At 32.9% G+C, this 24,301-nt stretch carries 22 protein-coding genes; 17 read left to right on the forward strand and 5 right to left on the reverse strand.

All coding sequences use genetic code 11. The annotated features are described in order from the left end of the window. The first annotated feature begins 8 nt into the window (after positions 1–8). The 13 genes from ACFQ1Q_RS07320 (at position 9) to ACFQ1Q_RS07380 (ending at position 14,996) form a co-directional block, all read left to right on the forward strand. Positions 9–1,091 carry a chorismate mutase gene (locus ACFQ1Q_RS07320; protein ID WP_386129464.1) on the forward strand — a complete coding sequence of 361 codons (1,083 nt, stop codon included), beginning with the start codon at positions 9–11 and terminating at the stop codon, positions 1,089–1,091. A 90-nt stretch (positions 1,092–1,181) separates the two neighbouring features. Further along, a complete protein-coding gene (gene rsgA / locus ACFQ1Q_RS07325; protein ID WP_386129465.1) occupies positions 1,182–2,132 on the forward strand; it encodes a ribosome small subunit-dependent GTPase A in 951 nt (316 codons plus the stop codon). Positions 2,133–2,183: 51 nt separating this feature from the next. Then, positions 2,184–2,636, forward strand: a complete 453-nt coding sequence (dtd, locus tag ACFQ1Q_RS07330) for a D-aminoacyl-tRNA deacylase (protein WP_386129467.1) — start codon at positions 2,184–2,186, stop codon at positions 2,634–2,636. 70 nt (positions 2,637–2,706) lie between these two features. Beyond that, a complete protein-coding gene (locus tag ACFQ1Q_RS07335) occupies positions 2,707–4,611 on the forward strand; it encodes a DUF3857 domain-containing protein (protein WP_386129469.1) in 1,905 nt (634 codons plus the stop codon). A 30-nt stretch (positions 4,612–4,641) separates the two neighbouring features. Next, positions 4,642–6,654, forward strand: a complete 2,013-nt coding sequence (locus tag ACFQ1Q_RS07340; protein WP_386129471.1) for a transglutaminase domain-containing protein — start codon at positions 4,642–4,644, stop codon at positions 6,652–6,654. Between the two features lie 3 nt (positions 6,655–6,657). After that, positions 6,658–6,984, forward strand: coding sequence for a nucleotide pyrophosphohydrolase (locus tag ACFQ1Q_RS07345; protein ID WP_386129473.1), 327 nt, complete (start codon positions 6,658–6,660; stop codon positions 6,982–6,984). 89 nt (positions 6,985–7,073) lie between these two features. Then, positions 7,074–8,327: a 3-phosphoshikimate 1-carboxyvinyltransferase gene (locus ACFQ1Q_RS07350; protein ID WP_386129475.1), complete on the forward strand. Its 1,254-nt coding sequence runs from the start codon at positions 7,074–7,076 to the stop codon at positions 8,325–8,327. A 155-nt stretch (positions 8,328–8,482) separates the two neighbouring features. After that, the gene (gene queA, locus ACFQ1Q_RS07355; protein ID WP_386129477.1) at positions 8,483–9,532 is read left to right on the forward strand and encodes a tRNA preQ1(34) S-adenosylmethionine ribosyltransferase-isomerase QueA; all 1,050 of its coding nucleotides are present in this window, start codon (positions 8,483–8,485) and stop codon (positions 9,530–9,532) included. A 320-nt stretch (positions 9,533–9,852) separates the two neighbouring features. Then, a complete protein-coding gene (rlmN, locus tag ACFQ1Q_RS07360; protein WP_386129479.1) occupies positions 9,853–10,893 on the forward strand; it encodes a 23S rRNA (adenine(2503)-C(2))-methyltransferase RlmN in 1,041 nt (346 codons plus the stop codon). Positions 10,894–11,178: 285 nt separating this feature from the next. After that, positions 11,179–12,156 carry a polyprenyl synthetase family protein gene (locus tag ACFQ1Q_RS07365; protein ID WP_386129481.1) on the forward strand — a complete coding sequence of 326 codons (978 nt, stop codon included), beginning with the start codon at positions 11,179–11,181 and terminating at the stop codon, positions 12,154–12,156. 339 nt (positions 12,157–12,495) lie between these two features. Beyond that, positions 12,496–13,059 (forward strand): RNA polymerase sigma factor, encoded by a 564-nt coding sequence (locus tag ACFQ1Q_RS07370; protein WP_386129483.1) that lies wholly within the window; start codon positions 12,496–12,498, stop codon positions 13,057–13,059. Then, positions 13,046–13,831: a hypothetical protein gene (locus ACFQ1Q_RS07375; RefSeq protein WP_386129485.1), complete on the forward strand. Its 786-nt coding sequence runs from the start codon at positions 13,046–13,048 to the stop codon at positions 13,829–13,831. Before ACFQ1Q_RS07370 ends, ACFQ1Q_RS07375 begins: the two co-directional genes overlap by 14 nt. Before the next feature lie 58 nt (positions 13,832–13,889). Then, complete coding sequence (locus ACFQ1Q_RS07380; protein ID WP_386129487.1) at positions 13,890–14,996, forward strand: hypothetical protein; 1,107 nt, start codon at positions 13,890–13,892, stop codon at positions 14,994–14,996. 201 nt (positions 14,997–15,197) lie between these two features. On the opposite strand, the gene ACFQ1Q_RS07385 is transcribed toward ACFQ1Q_RS07380, so the two are convergent. Beyond that, on the reverse strand, positions 15,198–17,168 hold the full coding sequence (locus ACFQ1Q_RS07385; protein ID WP_386129489.1) for a hypothetical protein: 1,971 nt from the start codon (positions 17,166–17,168) through the stop codon (positions 15,198–15,200). 170 nt (positions 17,169–17,338) lie between these two features. Here ACFQ1Q_RS07385 and dnaG point away from each other — a divergent pair, with 170 nt between their 5' ends. Continuing rightward, positions 17,339–19,306: a DNA primase gene (gene dnaG, locus ACFQ1Q_RS07390; RefSeq protein WP_386129491.1), complete on the forward strand. Its 1,968-nt coding sequence runs from the start codon at positions 17,339–17,341 to the stop codon at positions 19,304–19,306. Here the strand turns inward: dnaG and ACFQ1Q_RS07395 are convergent. Both ACFQ1Q_RS07395 and nadE read right to left on the reverse strand, forming a co-directional pair. Continuing rightward, the gene (locus ACFQ1Q_RS07395; RefSeq protein ID WP_386129493.1) at positions 19,303–19,932 is read right to left on the reverse strand and encodes a response regulator; all 630 of its coding nucleotides are present in this window, start codon (positions 19,930–19,932) and stop codon (positions 19,303–19,305) included. The genes dnaG and ACFQ1Q_RS07395 overlap by 4 nt on opposite strands. Before the next feature lie 135 nt (positions 19,933–20,067). Next, a complete protein-coding gene (gene nadE, locus ACFQ1Q_RS07400; RefSeq protein ID WP_386129495.1) occupies positions 20,068–20,856 on the reverse strand; it encodes an NAD(+) synthase in 789 nt (262 codons plus the stop codon). A 66-nt stretch (positions 20,857–20,922) separates the two neighbouring features. Here nadE and gldB point away from each other — a divergent pair, with 66 nt between their 5' ends. Both gldB and gldC read left to right on the forward strand, forming a co-directional pair. Beyond that, entirely contained in the window at positions 20,923–21,885 is a 963-nt protein-coding gene (gldB, locus tag ACFQ1Q_RS07405; protein WP_386129497.1) for a gliding motility lipoprotein GldB, read from the forward strand. After that, positions 21,886–22,215 (forward strand): gliding motility protein GldC, encoded by a 330-nt coding sequence (gldC, locus tag ACFQ1Q_RS07410; protein WP_386129499.1) that lies wholly within the window; start codon positions 21,886–21,888, stop codon positions 22,213–22,215. Here gldC and ACFQ1Q_RS07415 read toward each other — a convergent pair whose 3' ends face one another. After that, positions 22,216–23,079 carry a hypothetical protein gene (locus tag ACFQ1Q_RS07415; RefSeq protein ID WP_386129500.1) on the reverse strand — a complete coding sequence of 288 codons (864 nt, stop codon included), beginning with the start codon at positions 23,077–23,079 and terminating at the stop codon, positions 22,216–22,218. 310 nt (positions 23,080–23,389) lie between these two features. On the opposite strand from ACFQ1Q_RS07415, the gene ACFQ1Q_RS07420 reads away from it, so the two are divergent. Further along, positions 23,390–23,998, forward strand: coding sequence for a DUF4230 domain-containing protein (locus ACFQ1Q_RS07420; RefSeq protein WP_386129502.1), 609 nt, complete (start codon positions 23,390–23,392; stop codon positions 23,996–23,998). Here ACFQ1Q_RS07420 and ACFQ1Q_RS07425 read toward each other — a convergent pair. Further along, positions 23,987–24,298, reverse strand: coding sequence for a rhodanese-like domain-containing protein (locus ACFQ1Q_RS07425; protein WP_386129504.1), 312 nt, complete (start codon positions 24,296–24,298; stop codon positions 23,987–23,989). The two genes, ACFQ1Q_RS07420 and ACFQ1Q_RS07425, sit on opposite strands and share 12 nt — an antisense overlap. Positions 24,299–24,301: the final 3 nt, after the last annotated feature.

Consider the following 24,301-nt stretch of genomic DNA (forward strand, 5'->3'; position numbering starts at 1 on the left):
GAAGAACTATGGAGAATAAAAAAGAATTAAGAAACTGGTTAGATGCCTTTGGTTTAGATCACCCATTGGTAATCGCTGGTCCATGTAGCGCAGAGACCGAAGAACAAGTATTAAAAATAGCACATCAGCTTAAAGATAGCGATACCACCGTATTTAGAGCAGGTATTTGGAAACCACGAACGCGTCCAGGAAATTTTGAAGGTGTTGGCGCCTTAGGTCTCAAATGGATGCAACGTGCTAAAGAAGAAACAGGATTACTTACAACAACCGAAGTTGCAAATGCTAACCATGTTGAGCTTGCGTTAAAACATGATATTGATATTTTATGGATTGGCGCACGTACGACGGTAAGTCCGTTTATAGTTCAAGATATTGCTGATGCTTTAAAGGGTACAGACAAGACGGTATTAATTAAAAATCCAGTAAATCCAGACTTGGCATTATGGCTTGGTGCAGTAGAACGTTTTTATACAGCAGATGTTAAAAACTTAGGAGTAATACATAGAGGATTTTCAACTTATGAAAAAACGAGATATCGTAATAATCCAGAATGGCAAATAGCAGTAGATTTACAAAACCGTTTTCCAGATTTACCACTAATTTTAGATCCATCACATATTGCAGGACGTCGTGATATAATTTTTGAACTAAGCCAAACAGCTTTAGATTTAAATTATGACGGTTTAATGATTGAAACACATCACAATCCTGATAAAGCTTGGAGTGATGCAGCACAGCAAATTACGCCAGAAACATTAATTAAATATACCGAAGATTTACGTATACGTAAAGAAGTTGGAGATGCAGCAGAATTTAAAAACAAGATAAATACTTTACGTACACAGATAGATGTTGTTGACCATCAACTTATAGAAATGTTAGGTAAACGAATGAATATTGCCGACGAGATTGGTCAGCTTAAAAAAGACCACAATGTTTCGGTTTTGCAATCTAAACGTTGGAATGAAATTTTAGGAAAGATGATTCTTCAAGGCGAAGAAAAAAACCTTAGTGAAGAATTTATCCTTCGCGTGTTTAAAGCGGTTCATCAAGAGTCGATTAATCATCAGAATAAGATTGTGAATAATTAAACCAAAAAGGCTCGCAGATTAGCGAGCCTTTTTTATTTAAACAAACAAAACCAAATTTAATATTTATATCGTTTCTTTGTAATACAAACTATGATAGGAACCGTATACAAATCAACTGGAAGCTGGTACACCGTTAAATCGACCGACGGCACTTTTTACGAATGCCGAATTAAAGGTAAATTTCGTCTGCAAGGCATTAAAAGTACAAATCCTATAGCGGTTGGCGATGTGGTTGAGTTTGACTTAGAAACTAAAAATAATACCGAAACTGGCGTTATTAAACGCATAGAAGAACGTAAAAATTACATTGTCCGTAAATCGGTAAATCTATCTAAGCAAACCCATATTATTGCTTCAAATATTGACCAAGTTTTTCTATTAGTAACCATAAATAATCCTCCAACTTTTGCCACATTTATAGACCGTTTTTTGGTTACTGCCGAAGCGTACAGTATCAAAACAATACTACTTTTTAATAAGATAGATGACTATGATGAAGATACGCTTTATGAAGCCAAGTATTTAGCTAGCATATATAAAGATATTGGTTACACGTGTATTGAAGTATCTGCAATAACAGGGCATAATGTTAATAAAGTTAAAGACCTTATGCTAGACAAGACTTCTATGTTTGCTGGACATTCGGGAGTTGGAAAATCGACTTTGGTTAATGCTATAGAACCATCTTTAGATTTGCGTACTAAAGCCATTTCTAATCAGCACATGCAAGGACAACATACCACAACTTTTGCAGAAATGTTTGATTTAAGTTTTGATGCTAAAATTATAGATACACCAGGTATTAAAGGTTTTGGTGTAGTAGATATGGAAAAAGAAGAAATTGGTGACTATTTTCCAGAGTTTTTTGCTTTAAAACAAGACTGTAAGTTTAATAATTGCTTGCATGTTAAGGAGCCAAAATGTGCCGTTAAAGATGCTTTAGAGAATGATGAAATTTCGTATTCTCGATATAAAAGCTACCTCCAAATATTAGAAGGCGAAGATGAACATTATCGAACCGATAATTGGGATGAGAAATAACTCTATTTTATAATGCACTTTAAAATTATTTATTAGGAAACATAAATCATAATGAAACTTGTCATTCAACGCACTTCTCAAGCTTCAGTAACTATAAATAATATTATTGTTGCTGAAATTAAAAAAGGTTTAGTGGTTTTGGTCGGTATAGAAAATGCAGACACTCAAGAAGATATTGATTGGTTATGTCGAAAAATTTGTGGCTTACGAATATTTTCAGATGACGACGGTAAAATGAATCTCTCTATTCAAGATATAAAAGGCGATATTATTGTAGTAAGTCAATTTACGCTGCACGCCAGTACTAAAAAAGGCAACCGTCCAAGTTATATAAAAGCAGCAAAGCCTGAGATTGCCATACCACTTTACGAAGCCTTTAAACAAACGCTTCAAACGCATTTACAAAAACCAATACAATCAGGAGAATTTGGTGCAGATATGAAAGTATCTCTTATCAATGATGGTCCAGTAACCATAATTATCGATAGTAAAGAAAAAGTATAACATAAAAGTAACATTGACTTTTTTTGATTAATTGGTTTCTCTTTTTATATTTATATCCTATTTTTTTTGAATGAAACATATAAAAACGCACCTATTCTGTGTTTTTTCCTTTCTGTTTACTCTTTCTTTCTCCCAGTCAGATTCAGATTATAAGGCAACTACAATTCCCATAAGCTTAAAGGTAAAAGCAAACGCTGTTGTAAGATTCGACAAGCAAATTATTGAAATCAACGACTATGATGATATGTATGTAACTACACATCGTATTGTTACTGTATTTAATGAATACGGAAATAGACATCAAAACGCCATTGAAGGTTATGATGAAAACACAAAAATCAAAGATATGGAAGCACGTATCTACGATGCTTCTGGTGATGAAATAAAAAAATTTAAATTAAGAGATTTCACAGACCAAAGTGCTGTTAGTGGCGGTACATTATATTCAGATAGCCGAGTTAAATATCTAAATTATACACCAGTTAAATACCCTTATACTATAGAGTATAAATCTGAGGTTCAAATGAAAAGTACTGCTTTTGTGCCTCAATGGGTTCCAATCGATGATTATTATGTTTCTGTGGAAAAATCAGAGTACCAAATTGTAAATAATTCCGATATACCCGTAAGAACGAAGGCTGTAAATTTCGATAAATTTAATATTGACGTTATTTCAGAAACGCATGCAAAAGCATCAAACCTGGAAGGCATAAAATACGAAACCTATAATCCTGGTATTTCTAACATTGTTCCCAGATTAAAATCTGCTTTAACTACTTTTAATATGGAAGGTATTAAAGGAGAAAATAATAATTGGACTGATTTTGGAAAATGGATGTATACCGAGCTAATTGCTGGTACAGATGAAATTCCACAATCTGCAATTGATGACGTTAAAAGGCTTACAGCAAACGTTACAGATAATGTAGAAAAAGCCAAAATAGTGTATAAATATATGCAGGACAAAACCCGATACATTAGTGTGCAAGTCGGTATAGGTGGATGGAAACCTATGGATGCAACAGATGTAGACAAATTGGGCTATGGTGATTGTAAGGGTTTAACTAACTATACCAAGGCATTATTAGAAGCTGTTAATGTACCTTCTTTTTATACAGTAGTTTGGGGTGATAGTGATCTAAAAGATATAGATAAAGATTTTTCTGTAACTGAAGGAAACCATGTGATTTTATGTCTACCAGATGATGATAATCACATTTTTTTAGAATGTACTAGCCAAACCAATCCTTTTGGTTTCACAGCTGGTTTTACAGACGACAGAGATGTGCTTTTGGTTAAACCCCAAGGTGGCGAAATTGTACATACAAAAATATACAATGCCGAAGATAGCAAACAAGTAACCAATGCAATTGTCAATTTAAGCGCTAATGGCGCAATAGATGCCAAAGTAAAAATTGAAACTACCGGCTTTCAGTATGCTAAGCATGAAGGAATAGTCACTTTATCTGAGAGAGACCAAAAATTGAGCTATAAAAAATATTGGGATAATATTAATAATGTTGAAATTTTGTCTATAGATTTAAAAAACAATAAAGATGATATAGTCCTAACAGAAAGTATTGATTTAAGCGCCAAAAACTATGCTTCAAAAAGTGGAAACCGACTTATTTTAATGCCAAATATATTTAATAGAGTAGAAGCAATACCTACGCGTTACGAAAAAAGAAACTTAGATTTTAAAATTCAACGTGCCTATAAAGACGTAGATGAATTTATAATTAACCTGCCAGATAATGTTGTAGTTGAGGCCATGTCTGAAGGAGAAAAAATTGAAACTAAATTTGGATTATTTGAATACAAAATTGAAAAAATAACAGACCATCAACTTAAATTTTCGCGCCTTTGGATAATGAATAAAGGAGATTATAATAAAGAAGATTATAATGCCTTTAGAGAATTTAGAAAGCAAATCGTTAAACTAGACAAATCTAAAATTATACTTAAAGTAAACTAATTATTAATCAATCTATACCTTTAAATAAAAATGAAAAAAATACTATTAATAACAATTTTATCAGCATTTTCAATATTAAGCTTTTCACAAGATTTTAGATTTGGAAAAGTTTCCAAAGCAGAGCTTGAAGAAAAAACACATCCTCTCGAGCCTTCTGCAAATGCAGCGGTATTATATAAAAAAGAGTATATAACGTTTACTTATGTTCAAGGGGAAGGTTTTATTCAAAATCGTGAAGTGCAAGAGAGAATTAAAATTTATAACAAAGAAGGCTATGATTGGGCAACAGAAAAAGTATACTTATACCAAGGTTCTTCAGGTGCAACCAAAGAAAAAATTTACGATATAAAAGGCTATACTTTTAATTTAATTGGTGGTAAAGTTGAAAAAGATAAATTGAAAAATGACGGAATTTTTAAGGAAGAATTAAATGAGTTTACCGATGTTAGTACTATCACTATGCCAAATGTAAAAGACGGCTGCGTCATAGAATACACTTATACAATAAAATCTCCATTTAGTGGAATTGATGATATTTATTTTCAATATAATATACCTATAAATGAACTAGATATTAAAGTAGCTACACCTCAATACGCTAGGTATAATAAAGTGGCAAACTTAAGAGCAACATATTTTCCACAAGTAAAGGAGAGAAAAGAGGATAGAAAAGTTGCATTTGTTGATAAGCAAAGATCAGGTGTAGGCGTTACAAATACTAACTACAGCAGATCTTCTCAAACTTATTTCGATAATGTACTAGAAATAAACGAAAAAAATATTCCAAGTTTAATTGAGGAGGCATTTGTTGGAAGTATGGAAAATTATATTTCCAAAATGAGTTTTGAAATGGTTGCTACTCTCAATGATTATGGTGCAATAGAAAAATCGTTTTCTTCGTCTTGGGAAAGTGTCTCAAAAACTATTTATGACCAAAATAGTTTTGGAGGTCAAATAGATAAAGATAATTTTTTTAAGGACGACATAGCTACTTTAACTGCGGGAGTTGAAAACCCATTTGAAAAAGCCGCGATACTTAATGCATTTGTAAAATCTAAAGTAAAATGGAATGGTATCTATGGTTTTACATCTTCAAAGGGTATTAAAAAAGCATACCAAGAAGGAGAAGGAAACATAGGTGATATCAATCTTTTACTTATAGCTATGCTAAAATCGCAAGGCGTTAATGCTAATCCTGTTTTAGTAAGCACTCGTAATAACGGAATTCCATTATATCCGACACGTAAAGGATTTAACTACGTAGTTTGTATGGTTGAAAACGAAGGTCAATATGTGCTAATTGATGCTTCAGAGATTTATAGTAATTTAAATGTACTGCCAGAGCGCACACTTAACTGGCAAGGTCGATTGGTTAAAGAAGATGGAAGTTCTAGTTGGGTATCTTTGTCTCCAAGTCAACAGTCACAACAATCTTCGTCTTTAAATGTTAAGATTGAAGACGATTTTAGTATTTCTGGTAAGGTAAGACAGATGATTACCTCTAACATGGCGCTTCGTTACAAAAGAAATTATTTAGGATTAAGCAAGGATGAACAAATAAAATCTATCGAAAAAGGAAAAGGGGCTATTGAAGTTTCAGATACAGAAATTGAAACTAAAGACAACGGTGCTTTTTCAGTATCTTATGACTATGAGCTAAGTGATGCCATTGATGAAGTTGGAGGAAAACTCTACTTTTCACCATTATTGTTTATGGCAGAAAAAGAAAATCCATTTAATTTGGATAATAGAAAATACCCTATTGATTTTACAATGCCAATCAAAGATAAAAATATAGTAAATATAATGTTGCCACAAGGTTATGAGCTAGAAGCTTTACCGCAGAGTGAGGTGATGAAGTTTAAAGATGGTGCTGTAACGTATTCTTTTGTTGCTAAACAAAACGGAAAATTTATTCAATTAAGCACAGAGTTTGATATTAAATCGCCTATTATTGATTCTGCAGATTATTCTGTTTTTAAAGAATTTTATGGCAAAGTAGTAGAAAAACAAGCAGAGCAAATCGTACTAAAAAAGGTGTAATTTATGAACATTAAAGATGCCCAAAAAGCAGTAGATGATTGGATAAGCGAGCATGGTGTTCGGTATTTTAACGAGCTGACTAATATGGCTCAACTCACAGAGGAAGTTGGCGAAGTTGCTCGTATTATTGCTAGGCGTTACGGCGAACAAAGTGAAAAAGAAAGTGATAAAAACAAAGACCTTGGCGAGGAATTGGCAGATGTTGTTTTTGTGGTTTTATGTTTAGCAAACCAAACAGGTATCGATTTGCAATCCGCATTTGATAAAAAGATGGGTATCAAAACCAAACGCGATCACGATAGGCATCACAATAACGAAAAGTTGAAATAATTTCTTTAAGAAAAGAAATTTTTACGAATACTAATAAATTCTCGATTATCGAGTAAATTTGTTCCCGCTTCGGCGGGAATTTATTTTTTATGACACTACACCTTCAAAAATCTACAATACAAAAACGTTCAAGCGTTGAAATTACGGGTTCTAAAAGTGAGGCGAATCGTCTACTAATTCTTCAGGCATTGTATCCAGAAATTTCAATAAATAATGTATCTAATTCCGATGATTCGCAATTAATGCAAAAGGCATTAGCATCAAAAGAAAATGTTGTCGACATTCATCACGCTGGCACAGCTATGCGTTTTTTAACGGCTTATTTTTCCGCTAAAAAAGATAGAGAAGTAGTGCTAACAGGTTCGCAACGTATGAAAGAACGTCCAATAAAAATTTTAGTAGATGCGCTCAAGGATTTGGGTGCAGATATTTCGTACGTAGAAAATGAAGGATTTCCACCATTAAAAATAAAAGGAAAAATACTAACCAAGAGTAAAGTAACACTTAAAGCAGACGTAAGTAGTCAGTACATTTCGGCATTATTACTTATCGGCTCTTCTTTAGAGAATGGATTGCAATTGACTTTAGACGGTAAAATTACATCTGTGCCTTACATAAAAATGACACTTAGTTTATTAAACGAAATAGGTATAGAAAATACTTTTGTAGAAAATACTATTACTGTAAAACAAAAACAAACAGAAGTTAAACCGCAAATACTAACTGTGGAGTCCGATTGGTCATCAGCGTCTTATTTTTACAGTATTGTTGCTCTGAGTGATTTAGGAATTGAAGTAAAGTTATCATCTTACAAAGAAAATTCACTTCAAGGTGATTCTGTTTTAGCAGAAATCTATAAGCAATTTGGAGTTTCAACAACATTTCAAAATAATTCAATTTTACTTCAAAAAACATCAATAGTAAATAACAAAACCAAAGTTAATTTAGATTTAAGTAATGCTCCAGACATTGCACAAACTATATCGGTAACAGCTTTTGGTTTAGGGTTGCAATGTCATTTAACAGGGTTACATACATTAAAAATTAAAGAAACAGATAGGTTAGTAGCGCTACAAAACGAACTAAGAAAATTTGGGGCAGAAATAGAAATCACTAATGATTCTCTAACCTTAGAAGCGCATAACATATATCAATCTAGTAACAATTCTTTTTTAGAAAAGTTCACAGAGTCCATTTCAACTTATAACGACCATCGAATGGCAATGGCATTTGCGCCATTAGCCTTAAAGCAATCTTTCATTATCGAAAACGCAGATGTGGTGTCAAAATCATACCCAGACTTTTGGTCAGATTTAAATCAAATTGGATTTATATTCAAATAATTGCCAGTTTACTTGACAACGCCTATCTCGAGATTGTATATTTGTCCTTCGTAAAATTTAATCACATCCAATGAAATGAGCCACAATAATAAAGTTGTTTACCAACTCATATTTATAATGGCGAATTCCTTCTGAAAAAAAAGAAAAAAGAACAGATGAAATTATCAAACTTCAATTTTGAGCTTCCAGACGAATTATTAGCAGAGCATCCTGCAGAACACCGAGATGAATCTCGTTTAATGGTTTTGGATAGAGCAAATCAAACCATCGAGCACAAAATGTTTAAAGATGTCATTGATTATTTTGATGAAGGCGATGTCATGATATTAAACAATACAAAGGTTTTTCCTGCACGTTTGTTTGGTAATAAAGAAAAAACTGGTGCACGTATTGAGGTATTTTTATTAAGAGAATTAAACCAAGAACAACGCCTTTGGGACGTATTGGTAGATCCAGCGCGTAAAATTAGAATTGGTAATAAACTTTACTTCGGAGATGATGAAACTTTAGTGGCTGAGGTTATCGATAATACCACTTCAAGAGGACGTACATTACGTTTTTTATATGATGGGTCTTACAACGATTTCAGAACCAAATTAACAGAACTTGGAGAAACGCCATTACCAAAATATATTAAGCGCGAGGTTGAGCCAGAAGATGAGGAGCGTTATCAAACAATTTATGCCGCTAAAGAAGGAGCAGTAGCAGCACCAACTGCTGGATTACATTTTTCTAAGCATTTATTAAAGCGTTTAGAAATTAAAGGTGTGGAGCGCGCAGAAGTTACGCTACATGTAGGTTTAGGAACATTTAATCCGGTTGAAGTAGAAGATTTGTCTAAGCATAAAATGGATAGCGAAGAGATAGAAATTAGACAAGAAGCTGCAGACATTATCAACAATGCAAAAGCGAATAAAAAGCGTATTTGTGCCGTTGGTACCACATCTATGCGAACAATCGAGAGTTCTGTATCTTCAAGCGGAACGTTGAATCCTTACGAAGGTTGGACGAACAAATTCATCTTTCCACCGTACGATTTTAGCATTGCTAACTGTATGATTACAAATTTTCATACACCAAAATCGACATTATTGATGATGATTTCGGCATTTGCAGGTCACGATTTTATGAAAGAAGCTTATGCAGAAGCTATTAAAGAAAAATATAAATTCTACTCTTACGGTGACGCGATGTTAATCATCTAATACGTAAAAAATAATCACTAAAGCTTTCTATTCACTGATAAAATTCAGTAAGATTAGAAAGCTTTTTTGTTTTTTGGCGTTACCAAAGCTAAATACCTGCAAGGTTTTAGAAACCTTGCAGGAAACGCTTCGGTCAGGCTGTCCGCTACAATTCCTCTCTGCGCTGCGGGATTTCCACTACCATCCTTAACGCGGGCAAATGGCTATGGCTTTTAATTGAAACCTAAGATATTCGTATAAAGTTGAGTTCATCTTCAACTTCGACTTCTCCCGATAGCTATCGGGATTCGTCTTCATCTTTTACTTATTTTTGCACCCAAATGGAAACCAAAAAGAAAGACATACGCGCATTAACCAAAGAGCAACTCCGTAATTTTTTTGTAGAAAACGGAGACAAAGCCTTTCGTGGCAATCAAGTGTACGAATGGTTGTGGCAAAAGTCAGCACATAGTTTTGAGGATATGACTAACATATCTTTAAAAACACGCCAAATGCTTGAGGATAATTTTGTGATAAATCACATTCGTGTGGACCAAATGCAACGGAGCGAAGATGGTACCATCAAAAATGCCGTTCGCCTTCATGACGATTTAATTGTTGAGTCCGTTCTTATTCCAACCGCAACTAGAACAACGGCATGCGTATCATCGCAAGTCGGTTGTAGTCTCGACTGTAAATTTTGTGCAACTGCGCGCCTTAAACGCATGCGAAACCTGAATCCAGATGAAATTTACGACCAAGTCGTTGCTATAGATAACGAGAGCCGTTTGTATCATAACCGACCGTTAAGCAATATTGTATTTATGGGAATGGGAGAACCATTAATGAACTACAAAAATGTATTGCAAGCTATAGAAAAAATAACCTCAGATGAAGGTTTAGGCATGTCACCAAAACGAATCGTAGTTTCAACTTCAGGCGTTCCTAAGATGATTAAAAAAATGGCGGATGATGAGGTAAAGTTCAAGTTAGCAGTGTCTTTACATTCGGCAATTGATGAGGTTCGTACATCTATAATGCCTTTTAATGCTACGTTTCCTTTAAACGATTTACGAGAAGCCTTGCAATATTGGTACGCTAAAACCAAAAACCGAATCACATACGAATACGTCGTTTGGGATGGCATTAATGACAAACGCAAAGATGTTGACGCGTTGGTTGAGTTCTGCAAATTTGCGCCTAGTAAGGTTAACTTAATCGAATACAATCCTATTGACGACGGCATGTTTCAGCAAGCCAATTCCAAAGCAATAGATATGTATGTCAATGTTTTAGAAAAAAACAATATCACAGTGACCGTACGTCGTAGTCGCGGAAAAGATATCGACGCCGCTTGCGGACAACTAGCAAACAAAAGTTAAATGAAGAAATTAATTCTACCTGTTTTTTTAATCATTGCGAGTATTATTTTAATAATCGTAAACATTGTCACTTCCGAAGAGTTTGATAGAAGCTTTTGGTTTAGAAACGTATCAAGTCTGTTGCTAATTTTCGCTATGATATTTACTATTATTTCAATTCGTAAATCAAATAATAAACCTGAATAGATTAACGATTGTCAGATTAAGAATGGTCGAAACCTGTATTGTTTAAAATAAACATAAAAAATATATAGTCTTCAGTTTGTACCCTATCTTTGTAACTGAGTGAAAATTACCGAACAAATAAAACAGCCTATCGCTTACGAGATGGAACTTTTTGAAAAAAAGTTTCGTCTTGCCATGTCTAGTAAAGTGGCGCTGCTTAACCGTATTACACATTATATTGTTAACCGAAAAGGAAAACAAATGCGACCAATGTTTGTGTTTTTGGTGGCAAAAATGATGAATAATGGCGAAGTAAGTGAGCGCACCTATCGTGGTGCTTCGGTTATAGAATTAATTCATACCGCAACATTAGTGCATGACGATGTGGTAGATGATAGTAATCGTCGTCGAGGATTTTTCTCCATCAATGCACTTTGGAAAAATAAAATCGCTGTACTCATTGGCGACTATTTACTGTCAAAAGGCTTACTGCTTTCCATAGATAATAACGATTTCGATTTACTTAAAATTATCTCGGTAGCTGTTCGTGAAATGAGTGAAGGTGAATTACTTCAAATTGAAAAAGCACGTCAATTAGATATTACTGAAGCTGTATATTACGAAATCATTCGGCAAAAAACAGCAACCTTAATTGCAGCATGTTGCAGTTTGGGCGCAGCTTCTGTAAAACCAAATTCATCTGAAGTAGAAACAATGCGAAAGTTTGGTGAATTAATTGGTATGGCATTTCAAATAAAGGACGATTTATTTGATTACGGCGAAGCCAAAATAGGAAAGCCAACAGGTATTGATATTAAAGAGCAAAAAATGACGCTTCCGTTAATTTATGCCTTAAACAATTCTACAAAAAAGGAAAAATCTTGGCTCATTAATTCGGTTAAAAACCATAATAAAGATAAGAAGCGCGTCAAAGAAGTCATTGCTTTTGTAATTGATAAAGGTGGTTTGGATTATGCCGAAAGCAAAATGGTAGCCTTCCAAAAAGAAGCCTTAGGCTTAATTGCCAACTATCCGAATTCCGAATTTAAAGATTCACTAATTCTGATGGTGAATTATGTTATTGAACGAAAAAAGTAGTTTTTCACAATTGACCTTTTGAGGACTATCTAGATTAAAGCTTAGCTTTTGACGAAAATAACTAGCGAAGCTAATTAGGGTGTTTTAAAAAGTATGTTTTTTAGTTTATCACAAACTCCTCTTTCTTCATATTACCTTACAAGAATTTAAATTCATTCTTAGCTTCAACTGAATTTTAGAGATTTTATTTAAATATAAATTCATCCCAAACCACCTGATTTTACTGCATTTTTGAAATTTTATTCAATTTATTCAAAAATAATTTCAACCTTTAGGCAACCAAAAGCCAACTATTTGCGTCTTTATAAATAGAAACGCAAATCAACCCAAAAAAAAGGAGTGAAAGTTATTCAACTTCATAACAACGAGGAAAAACTTATTGCAAAAGCTGCGAAGAATAATCGCGAAGCACAGCACGTGCTTTATGAGTTACACTCGCCAAAAATGTTAAGTGTTTGTCGGTATTATATAAAAGATGTCCATCAGGCGGAAGAAGTAATGCTCAATGGCTTTTTTAAGGTCTTTAAGCATCTTAAAAGTTTTAAAAACGAAGGTAGTTTTGAAGGTTGGATACGACGGATTATGGTACGAGAAGCCATATCGTATTTGCGAGGAAAGAAACAGTTAGAGTTTCCGGTTGAAGAGATAGATTTTAAGCAAAATTCAACAGATAGCATCAACTCCAATATTGAAGTTGCAGAAATTCAACGGTTAATTGACGGTTTGCCCGAAGGCTACAAAATGGTATTTGTAATGTACGCCATTGAAGGATATAAACATTTTGAAATTGCTGAGATGCTTCAAATATCAGAAGGCACATCAAAATCGCAATTATTTAAAGCACGAAAAATGCTTCAGCAAAAAATTAAAGACTTAAATAAGACCAGTTATGGCTCCAATTAAATTTGAAGAACAAATAAAAGACAAGCTAGAAAAGCGTACGGTTACGCCATCTTCAGAGGCTTGGTCTAAATTATCTCAGCGCTTAGATGCCGAAGATAATAAAACAAAAAAAACATCCTTTTGGTGGATTGGTATTGCTGCAAGTGTTGCAGTACTTATTATGATTTCTGTTGGTGTTTTTAGTAAAACTACTGAATCTGAAATAGATGACATTATAGTTAAGGATGTTATTAATAAAACAAGCGAAACCGATAATACAAAAACACTTATTGAAACTAAAAATTTAGAAAAGCAACAAGTAGCAAAAGAAGACACCTCTGAGGAGATAATAGATTTAAAAATAACACAATCAAAAGCATCTGATATTATAACAAAAAAACAGCAAAAACAGACGCCAAAAAAAGAAACTGTAATTGCTAAAGTTGAAACTTTGGTTGTACCAAAAAATGCACTTAATACAATAGTAAAGCAAGAAACGGCAATTGCAAATACTGAAAAACCAGAATTTAACTCAATTATTGATGAGTTAAAAGAAGTAAAAGCCAAACGAGAAGTGACAGACCAAACCGTGGACTCGCTTTTAAAAATAGCTAATAAAGAGTTGTTAATGGACAAAGCCTTAAAAAAGAATACTAACGTTGTTAATGCGGACGCGCTGCTTCAAGACGTTGAAGACGCAATGGGAGAATCTTTTAGAAGCAGAATTTATGAAACCTTAAAAGGCGGATTAAAAGAAGTGAAAAAGGCAGTTGTTCAAAGACATGACAACTAATTGAGTCAATCAAAAAACCGAACAGAAAACCAACATTAATCTTAAAAAAAATCGAACAATGACAACAGTAATAAAATACGTTGTGGCTTTATCGCTATGCTTATTTGTAAGTAATATTAGTGCGCAAGAGCAACAACAAAATGAGACTAAAAAAGATTCAGTCAATGCTTTTAAAGCTATGAAGATTGAAAATTTAGAAAATCAAAAAACAGAAATCGAAGCTCAAGAGCGCGAGTTTTTAAAAGCCGAGCTTGAGGTTATTAATGCCAAGTTAGATGCTAAAAAAATTACAGCTGATGAAGCAGAAATTCTTAAAAAGGCAGCTGCCAAAAAACGAGCAGCAAATATTGCAGATAGACTTGCTATTATCGACAAAAAGATTGAATTGGTAAAGCGTAATCCATACAATGAAAATTTAGAAGACGACGACGCCTCTTACGTTGGTTTTGTAACCCGAAGAAATGAAGGTTCTAGAATAGGTATTTCTATTAAATCAGGTAAAAAAACACCTCCAAAGTACGACATACGTACAGGTAACAAACTATTATTTGCTATTGGTTTTAACAACGCTATTGGCGATGGACAAGGACTTGATGATTCGCCATACAAATTAGGCGGTTCTGGATTTGTAGAATTGGGTTGGGTTTGGGAAACTCGTCTATTAAAGGAATCTAACTTTGCACGATTAAATTATGGATTTTCATTTCAGTGGAACAAATTAGATATAAAAAACAACCAGTTTTTTGTGGAGAATGGCGACCAAACGACATTACAGACGTTTCCAACAAACGTAAGAAGTGCTAAATTTAGAGTTACCAATTTGGTTTTGCCAGTACATTTAGAATTTGGACCATCTACAAAACGAGAGTATAGCAACCGTGTGCGTTATTTTGAAGACGGAAAATTTAAAATAGGACTTGGTGGTTACGGTGGCGTACGTTTGGGCTCAATGCAAAAGTTAGTGTATGAAGATGCAGATGGCGACCGGGTAAAAGACAAACAAAAACGAAACTTTAACGCCTCTAATTTTGTTTATGGATTAAGCGGTTATATTGGTATTGGCGATTGGGCTTTATACGCAAAATACGATTTAAACCCACTATTTAAAGACCAAGCGTTCGACCAAAATAACATCTCTTTAGGTCTGCGTTGGGATTTGGACTAAATAATTATTTTTTGAGTTGATATAAAAACCCTCAGTCTTTAATTGGATTGAGGTTTTTTGTTTCGTTATCGGTCTCGGCTATGAGTAGTTGCGTGGTTTAGCAGTTAACTTTGCAAGTACACACCAAGTTGGAAATTCCGCAGGAATTTCCAAAGTAGGCGAGAACAAGCAATTACTTATAGCCATTGTTGTATGCCGTTTTTATTTTTCTAAAAAGTTCAAATATTTCTTTTTAATATAATTTAATACTGGTTTTCTAATTGATTCAGCCGAAAACTGATGACTAAATCCGAAAATAGTCAAAAGAGCAAGTATTGAAAATGAAACAATTTGAGCCGTTAAAGAGACTGATTTAAAAATTAATGAAGCTATACCTACAAAAAGACATATAAACATTAAAAGATAAAATATCCATAAGACTAAATTTGATATTTTCACACCTAATTTTTCTGCTCTTTCATTTAATCTATGTTTTCTGATAGATATTGAATTTTCTAATTGTTCTTTTTGAGTTTGTAACGATAAATTTATTGATTCTACTTCGATTCTTTTAGTTCGTTCTTCCTCAGTCATTCTGTCTAAAAACTGATTAACAAGTTGAGCAGTTGACTCGCCACTAAATAATTCAGGGTCTCCTAAACTCTTAGTTGACAGCATTTGAATGGCAACATGATGAGTTCTTAGTGTTAAATAAGTTGAATTATTAATTCGACCTCTTTCTTCAAGCTTTTTAAGTTCAGTTTCATACTGTTTTATTAATTCTTCTGATGGACTTATGCCAGCATAGCAGTCAGAAAGTATACGTCTTTTATTTATTTTATCCGCTAATAGTGGATTTTGAATCCAAATTAATGTCGATAAGAAGATATCTGTAAAACATGTAGGAATTGCATCATTGCGCTTATTCAGTTTGTTTTCAAACACTCTACTAGCAAATGCTAATGCAGAACTTGTAGTAACAAAAATTGCTTTGGAATCTTTTATGCTTATTGGAATTTTGCCTTTTCTAAATCGATAGATGCCTGATAAAACTTTAACATCTCTTCGTATGGTTCGTTCTATGTGGTCAGGTAAAGAGTTCTTGATTTTTTCAAGTGTCCTCGGTTTTTTTTCTCCTCTATTTACATACTCGTAAGATTCAATTATTGTATCAAAAAGTTTTTCTTCATCTATTACCAAGTCATAATCTTCATAATCAGGGACTTGGTTTTCTGATATACCTAGGCTTTCCATTTTAGAATAAAAGTCAGCCATCATTTGTTCTATATCTTCAACTCTGATATTGTTTTCTATACACATTCTTACAGATAGAGATTGTGCAATACCATTTCCTTTTTTTAAAGTGTTTTTGCAACTATCTAAGTTATTTAAAACTTCATTGATTGTCGTTTGTAAAATATAGACATTAGCTTTATCATTTTTTAATTGATTTAATATTTCTTCAGACAATAAAGTACGTTGTTCACCATTTATACCTAAAAGACTTAATATAAATGGTGTATCAAGATATATATCAAGATTTTCTAATTTACCTTTAAATGGGCTAAATTCATCATAGAGTATTAATGAACTTAAAGCATGACCTATTGATATATCTTTAAGATAATTTACTAGTATTGGATTAGATTCCCAATTTTCTACAACAAACCAACAAATTAGGTATCTTAGTTTTTCTGGTGCTTCTGCTTTAGGTAAAATAGATAGATTTCCTGCTCCAAAAGAAATATCTGCATCATGCTTTTTCAAAAACGCAAGTAAGCCTTCTGAAATTTCGTCATCACTAAAGCTAATTCCATCTGGTGCATGTTCAGAAATGAATTTTTGAATCTCTTTAATTATGTAATTGTAAGCTCTATCAATTTCTGAACGAACTTTTGAATTATCATCTAAATTTATTTTGTCATGATTTACATGATAGATTCCATTTTCAGCTTTGAAATAATCTCTTTTTTTTGCTCTGTTGAGAATTGTTATTAAAGCAGAACTTGGTAAATCAAGTCCATACTCTTTTAGAATATCTTTTTTAAAAACCGAAACATCTTTAATGTCGATAGTTTCAGTTTTATTGGCAACTATTGTACTAATTAAAAGAGGCAAAAAACAGTCAATATAATCGACTCCTTTTGACCAATTTACTTTTAATAATGCTAAGCTTAATATAGTTCTATTCATATTTTTTGTCAAATGGCATACAACTTAAATGATATGAAATCGTTTTAATGATTTATATCAGTCGATAACGAAGTTCGTTTTTTTCTGGTAGAAAGTCAAATAACTTTTAAACATTAAATTTATACTTCGGTATTGTTTCTTAAATTTACCATCTTAATAAATTTTCAAGTTTGATTTCACAAAATTCCATAGCCCAAGTTTTCGAAACCGCTCGTGTAGAAGAGGTTATTGGTGATTTTGTTCAGCTTAAAAAATCGGGTAGTAATTTTAAGGGTTTAAGTCCGTTTAGTGAGGAACGCACACCAAGTTTTATGGTGTCGCCAGTTAAACAAATCTGGAAAGATTTCTCCACAGGAAAAGGTGGTAACGCTGTAACCTTTTTAATGGAGCACGAGCATTTTACCTATCCAGAAGCTATAAAATACCTCGCTAAAAAGTACAATATTGAAATTGAGGAAACTGAGCGTACTGATGAAGAAAAGCAAAAGGCTGACAAACGCGAAAGTTTGTATTTGGTAAGCGAATATGCCAACGAGTATTTTCAAAAAATCTTACATAAAACCGATAAAGGCAAAGCCATTGGACTCAGTTATTTTAAAGAGCGTGGTTTTACGGATGAAACGATTAAAAAATTTCAGCTCGGTTATGCTTTAGACGAGTGGCAAGCCTTTACAGACGAGGCTTTAAAAAACGGCTACAATATTGAATTTTTAGAGGGTACAGGATTAACAATCGTTAAGCCCGATAAACATTTTGATAGATTTAAAGGTCGTGTTATGTTCCCAATTCATAGCATGAGCGGACGTATTCTAGGGTTTGGTGGTCGTATTTTGGGCAACGATAAAAAGGCGGCAAAATACTTGAATTCGCCAGAAAGCGAAATCTATCACAAAAGTAAAATTCTATACGGTTTGTATTTTGCTAAGCAAACCATTGCCAAAGAAGATAATTGCTATTTGGTTGAAGGTTACACGGACGTGATACAAATGTATCAGCGTGGCATTACCAATGTGGTGTCTTCTTCTGGTACGGCATTAACTTCGGAGCAAATACGATTAATTAAGCGTTTAACCAATAACATTACCGTACTGTTTGATGGCGATGCAGCCGGAATGCGCGCTTCTATCCGTGGTATAGATTTAATTTTGGAACAAGGTATGAATGTGCGTGTATGTACATTTCCTGATGGTGAAGACCCTGATAGTTTTTCTAAAAATAATTCGCTCAAAGAGGTACAAGATTATCTAACAGAGAATTCAAAAGATTTTATTCAGTTTAAAGCCTCGCTTTTATTTGAAGATAGTAAGAACGACCCAATAAAAAAGGCAGAAACTATCCGAGATATTGTTAATAGTATTGCTAAAATTCCTGATCAGATTAAAAAGGAAGTGTACATCCAAGCCTGTGCGCGTATCATGGATATTAGTGAGTCGGTTTTGTTTAGCACTCTAGCGCAAATTACTAAAAAAGAAAACCAAGAGGCCAATAAAAATTACAAACAAGAACAAAAGGCTTTTGATGTTGTTAGAACTGAACCAAAACAAGTTTCAAAAGTTAATATTCAGTATGAATTAGAGCGAAAAATCATTGAAATTTTATTGCTCTACGGAAATAAAACCGAAAAGTTTGAAGATTTAGTTCTTAAAGAAGATGAAACTTCGGGAGATTTAGTTTTAGAGCCTGTTGTACATGAAGCAAAAGTTTTTGAAAAAGTATATCTAGACCTTCAAGAGGATGAGATGCAATTTACCGACGATGATTTTAAAACGCTTTATTATTCAATCGTTGATAATTTAAATCAGAATGAAGATTTTTCAGCCAAAGATTTTATAAACAATCTAGACCAAAAAATGGCGCCATTGGTGACAAGTATTTTAATGGATGATGAAAAATACAATCTACACGATTGGGAAAGAAATAATATTGTACCAAAAGAAAAAAGCCATAGTGTACCACAGTTGGTAAGCCAAACAATTTTAAGTTTAAGGTGTTATTTAATAGACCAAAAAGTATCAGCTTTTAAGGAAGAAACTTTAAGTCCAGATGCAGATTTAAAATCTGTTATGGAAAACGTAAAAGATTATGTGGGTCTTAAAATGTTATTATCCCGGAAATTAGGTAAAGTGGTAGGTAGTTAAGCCAAATCGTGATGCTTTGCTTGATGCACCAAATCAATGACATTATTAACGTTAAGCTTTTTAAATAAACGCGCTTTGTAGGTACTTACAGTTTTTTCGTTAATAGCTAATTCTTCTGCTATATGCTTATTCTTTTTACCAACAGATAGTAGTTTTAAAACTTCAACCTCTCTAGTAGATAATTTTTTAAATAAGCGTGTTCTACTTTTAGACGTATCCGTGTATTTATAATGTTTATCCATTTTTTCGCTGAGATAAACATCACCGCTTACAACTGTTCCTAAGGCTACTATAATCTCTTCTTTACCAGCATTTTTTGAAAGGTATCCAGATGCTCCTGCTTTTAATGTGCTTATAGCGTAAATTTCTTCTGGTTGATTGCTAAACATTAAAATCTTTATTGACTTATGCTCTTTTTTTATAGCTCTTAATGCCGTTATGCCGTTTAATTCTGGTAAATCAATTTCAGAAATAATTAAATCCACAGCATAATTTCTTACAAAATCAAAAATTTGTACACCGCTACCGAGCGCACCAATAATTTTAAAACCAGATAAATTGTTGATTATGCTTGTAAGTCCTTCTCTTACAACCGGATGGTTGTCAACGATTAATACATTTGTCATAATAGAAAATTTTATTCTACTGTTTTAAAAAACTTGAGGACTCGTAGTAGAAAAAGTTAAACAAAAGTACGATTTTATATGTAAAAAAGGGTGAATTATCTATAAATAATTAATTTTAATGAGAATAAATCAATATTATTTCAAATTTTTAGGAATTTCGCAAACCGGTATAGGAATCATTTTATGTTTGTTTGAACTATTGTAACGCGAAAATATCTCAAAAACTTCTTTTTGTCTACCAGAAAAATCTTTGGCTGTTTTTCCTTCATCTTTCATTTGCATCGCCCACTCGAGTTCTGGGTAAGAAGCTCCAATTTGGTCTTCGTCACTTCTAGCATCACCAAATAGTCCATCGCTTGGGGCAGCTTTCATAATAGATTCTGGCACTTGTAATGCTTCGCCAATGGCGTAAACTTCAGATTTCAGTAAATCGGCTATTGGGCTTAAATCAACACCACCATCACCATATTTAGTGTAAAAACCAACACCAAAATCTTCAACTTTATTTCCTGTACCAGCCACTAATAGACCTAAAAGTCCTGCGTGGTAATATAAGGTCGTCATACGTAAACGTGCTCTGGTATTTGCCAAAGCCATATCTACTGTTGCTTGCTGACCATCTAGAGAAACTTCGGTTTTAAATTCTTCAAAAACAGGAGTTAAATCTACTCGAGTGTCTTTTACATTAGGAAAGCGTTCTTTTAATTGTGAAATATGCTCCTGAGCACGGCTAACATGGCTTTTTGCTTGGTGAATTGGCATCTCAATGCAAAGTAAGTCAAGCCCTGTTTTTGCGCATAATGTTGAGGTTACGGCAGAATCTATTCCGCCAGAAATGCCTATAACAAAACCATTAACTTTTGCGTTATTAGCATAATCTTTTAACCAATTAACTATATAATCTATAACTTTTTCAGTTTGCATAATTTTCGAATTTTATGGGTAAGAAGTGTACCTTTGTAAACAAAAATAACCGAAATATTTATAAGAATGAAAATCAGACTGCTTCATTTATTTTTTATAGCTGCTTTACTATTTTGGTCTTGTGAAGACGAAAATAAATTAGCTAATGAAATTTCTAAAGTCTCTGTAGATTTTAATGTCGAGCGTTTTGATAGAATTCTGGCTAATGCTGAGGCCGAAAATCTAGCGTCTATAAAAAAAGACTATCCGTTTTTATTTCCAAAACAAATAGATTCGGTTTGGGTAAACCAATTGCAAAGTCCAATACAGCAGCAAATCTTTTCTGAAACAGAATCTAAGTTTGGTGATTTAGAGTTGTTAAAAGAAGATTTACATCAATTATTTCAGCATATAAAATACTACGATAAAGGCTTTAAGGCACCAAGAGTTATCATTGCAGCCGACTATGTTAATTACAGGTCAAAACTAATTTTAGAACAAGACTTACTCATTATTAACCTTAGTAATTATCTCGGTGCAAATCATGAATTTTATCAAAATACGCCTGTTTATTTTGCGGAAAATATGACACCTGAGCAAATTATACCAGATGTTGCATTGAAATATGCTGAGCGCTATGCTTACCAAAGCCAGCGCAAAACGTTTTTAGATGAGCTTATTTTTCATGGTAAACTCCTATATTTTAAGGATGTGATGATGCCTAGCTATCTTGAAACTGAAAAAATTGGATATACAAAAGAAGATATTGCTTGGGCAAAAATAAACGAAGAGCAAATTTGGAGCTATTTTGTAGAAAAAGAAATGCTATTTAGTACAGATCCAAAATTGTACTCAAGGTTTACAGTGCCTGCACCATTTTCTAAATTTTATCTAGAGCTAGATAATCAATCTCCTGGCAGAATAGGTCAGTATATAGGTTGGCAAATTGTTAGAGCCTATGCCGAGAGAAGTAACAAAGACATTGTGCAGATTATGAGAACAGATGCAGATGTTATTTTTAAAGAATCAAAATATAAACCAAACCGATAAATGATAAAATCTAAAATTGAATTAAACGTTGAGTTAGACGATAATCGCGTGCCAGAAAAGTTAAGTTGGTCTGCTCAAGATGGAGGAATAGATAATGAAGAAGCTAAAGCTGTAATGTTATCTGTCTGGGATAGCAATACACAAGAAACATTGCGTATTGATTTGTGGACTAAGGACATGCCAGTAGATGAAATGAAGCAATTTTTTCATCAGACATTAGTAACTATGAGTGATACATTTATGCGTGCAACTCAGGACGAAAAAATGACCGCTACCATGAAAGATTTCTGTGATTATTTTGCTGAAAAATTAGAGTTAAAAAAACAATAATTAGTTCGAAGCTTCAATAGTACTATCAAAATAAGGTTTAATATTGAAATAAGGAGAATCTGAAACTTTAATATAGTTTCTGTCTTTAGCTTGTTCAATTTTAAAAGCGTCTAAATTATACACTTCCCAAATTTGAAGTGTGTTGTGTTTACCAGAGCGTGTATTGTGTTCTAGTTTTATTCTAGAGATTAAGTTGTCTAAATCTTCAATAGTAGCAAAATGCCTGATGATTTTTTTGCCGATATGTCCTTGAGATGTTTTTACAATCCAGTAGCCTTCAATATTACGTCGCGTTCCACTCTTTGTAATATTGAGCATGACACCTTTTCTTCCTGAAGCTTTATTATTCTCTTTTAGAGAATCTATATTGTTTTGATTATTAAAACCTGTAGATGATTTATTATTTGAATAAGCAATACGTCTTGAGTTGCTTCTAGGATTTTCATTGTTCGACCTTGGTTTTCTTCTTTCAATATTAGATTTATTTAATTTAGCTATTTGAGATTTTCGAGAAGAGCGAGTGTTATTTTGTTCATTTTTATTTCTTGACGCTTTAGTAACAAGACTATTAGTGTCATCTTCATAAATCTCGCTTATATTTCTGTCTTTAAGCTGTGAAAGTTTACGAGTTTTTGAGACTAAATTTACATTAACGTCATTAACATTAATATCTTTAAAAGGTTCTTGTCTTAAAAGATTTATTGCAATTAATTTATTAGCAAGCCTAACTATAACAGTGTATCGACCAATAGGTAAATTATTTAAAGGTACTTTAACGTCTTTAGATTTAAATCTTAATTCTGTACTATATTCAGAATTAATGATTTCAACTTTATATATAGTGCGTTCCCCGTTAAGAATCAAGCTATCGCATGATACATTTAACTTATGTTTTAGCTCATTGGCTAGGACGTTAACATTTTTAAATATTACTGATTTTTGACTAGCAGAAAAAAGAGGGAAGAATATTAAAAATGATACGCATAAAAATTTTATGGTATTATTCTTAAACAAAATATTGATTTTAATAGCTCGTCAAATATATTAAATAACTTGAAATAAAAAATTAAATTACTGGTATTAAATTAAATAGAATTTATTTTGTCGACTTTTTATAAAGTTCATCGATTTTTATGAAAATTGTTACTGAATATTTAATTATGTACCTTAGAAAATGAGAAAATTTTTATTCGGAATATTTTTTACAATACTCATTGTTTTAATTTATAAACAATGCACTTCATCTTCAACGTTAACCATAAATAATAGCTCTGCCTTAATACAAGAACAGCTCAAAAACGTAAGTAAGTTAGTAGTTTCAGAAGGTCAGTTTTCAGAAGTCTTTAATTATAAAAATTCTAAAGCCATTTTTGGAGAATTGATTACCGCAGAAAAGAAAGCTTTAGTGGTTGTAAATGCCAAAGCAACAATATCTTATGATTTGCAACAGCTCAAGTATGAGTTAGATGAAAAAAATAAGATTCTGAAAATTGTATCAATCCCAGATTATGAAATTTCCCTAAACCCAGATTTGCAATATTACGATGTACAAGCCGATTTTTTAAATCAATTTGAAGCAGAAGATTATAACAATATCAAAAAAACGATTAATGACGATTTAATAAAAAAGATAAAAACGTCAAGTCTAGTTTCAAATGCTCAAAACCGACTTATTAGTGAGGTATCTAAATTTTATATTTTAACCAACTCTTTAGGCTGGAAACTCATTTATAATAACCAAGAAATTAAAGCAGACAATGATTTTGAACGACTACTCTTGTAGCACCTTTTTCATTGTCGCAATTCCGCCGCCATTTGCAGCTTTTACGCCTTCAGATTTTAGAATTTGAACAGCTCTCGCAGAGCGCACACCACTTTTGCAATGTGCAACTACAGGTTTGTTCAGACTTTTAATTTCTTCAATTCTATTTTTTAATTCTGAAATTGGAATATGAATAGCATTTTCAATATGGTCACCGTTATATTCCGTTTGTGTACGTACATCCAAAATCACTGCATCATTGTCTAAAAGCGTTTTGACACTATCATTTTTAGTCCCGAATAAAAAGCTGAATAGTCCCATAAT

This window comes from Winogradskyella litorisediminis (assembly GCF_042675765.1).
Taxonomy (GTDB): Bacteria; Bacteroidota; Bacteroidia; order Flavobacteriales; family Flavobacteriaceae; genus Winogradskyella; species Winogradskyella litorisediminis.

Coding starts and splice junctions, on each gene's coding strand:
- gldB (WP_386129497.1), top strand. CDS start 20,923: ATGAAAATCAGACTGCTTCATTTATTTTTTATAGCTGCTTTACTATTT.
- ACFQ1Q_RS07320 (WP_386129464.1), top strand. CDS start 9: ATGGAGAATAAAAAAGAATTAAGAAACTGGTTAGATGCCTTTGGTTTA.
- ACFQ1Q_RS07395 (WP_386129493.1), bottom strand. CDS start 19,932: ATGACAAATGTATTAATCGTTGACAACCATCCGGTTGTAAGAGAAGGA.
- ACFQ1Q_RS07350 (WP_386129475.1), top strand. CDS start 7,074: ATGACACTACACCTTCAAAAATCTACAATACAAAAACGTTCAAGCGTT.
- gldC (WP_386129499.1), top strand. CDS start 21,886: ATGATAAAATCTAAAATTGAATTAAACGTTGAGTTAGACGATAATCGC.
- ACFQ1Q_RS07335 (WP_386129469.1), top strand. CDS start 2,707: ATGAAACATATAAAAACGCACCTATTCTGTGTTTTTTCCTTTCTGTTT.
- rlmN (WP_386129479.1), top strand. CDS start 9,853: ATGGAAACCAAAAAGAAAGACATACGCGCATTAACCAAAGAGCAACTC.
- ACFQ1Q_RS07380 (WP_386129487.1), top strand. CDS start 13,890: ATGACAACAGTAATAAAATACGTTGTGGCTTTATCGCTATGCTTATTT.
- ACFQ1Q_RS07385 (WP_386129489.1), bottom strand. CDS start 17,168: ATGAATAGAACTATATTAAGCTTAGCATTATTAAAAGTAAATTGGTCA.
- ACFQ1Q_RS07375 (WP_386129485.1), top strand. CDS start 13,046: ATGGCTCCAATTAAATTTGAAGAACAAATAAAAGACAAGCTAGAAAAG.
- ACFQ1Q_RS07420 (WP_386129502.1), top strand. CDS start 23,390: ATGAGAAAATTTTTATTCGGAATATTTTTTACAATACTCATTGTTTTA.
- rsgA (WP_386129465.1), top strand. CDS start 1,182: ATGATAGGAACCGTATACAAATCAACTGGAAGCTGGTACACCGTTAAA.
- ACFQ1Q_RS07345 (WP_386129473.1), top strand. CDS start 6,658: ATGAACATTAAAGATGCCCAAAAAGCAGTAGATGATTGGATAAGCGAG.
- dtd (WP_386129467.1), top strand. CDS start 2,184: ATGAAACTTGTCATTCAACGCACTTCTCAAGCTTCAGTAACTATAAAT.
- ACFQ1Q_RS07340 (WP_386129471.1), top strand. CDS start 4,642: ATGAAAAAAATACTATTAATAACAATTTTATCAGCATTTTCAATATTA.
- queA (WP_386129477.1), top strand. CDS start 8,483: ATGAAATTATCAAACTTCAATTTTGAGCTTCCAGACGAATTATTAGCA.
- ACFQ1Q_RS07425 (WP_386129504.1), bottom strand. CDS start 24,298: ATGGGACTATTCAGCTTTTTATTCGGGACTAAAAATGATAGTGTCAAA.
- nadE (WP_386129495.1), bottom strand. CDS start 20,856: ATGCAAACTGAAAAAGTTATAGATTATATAGTTAATTGGTTAAAAGAT.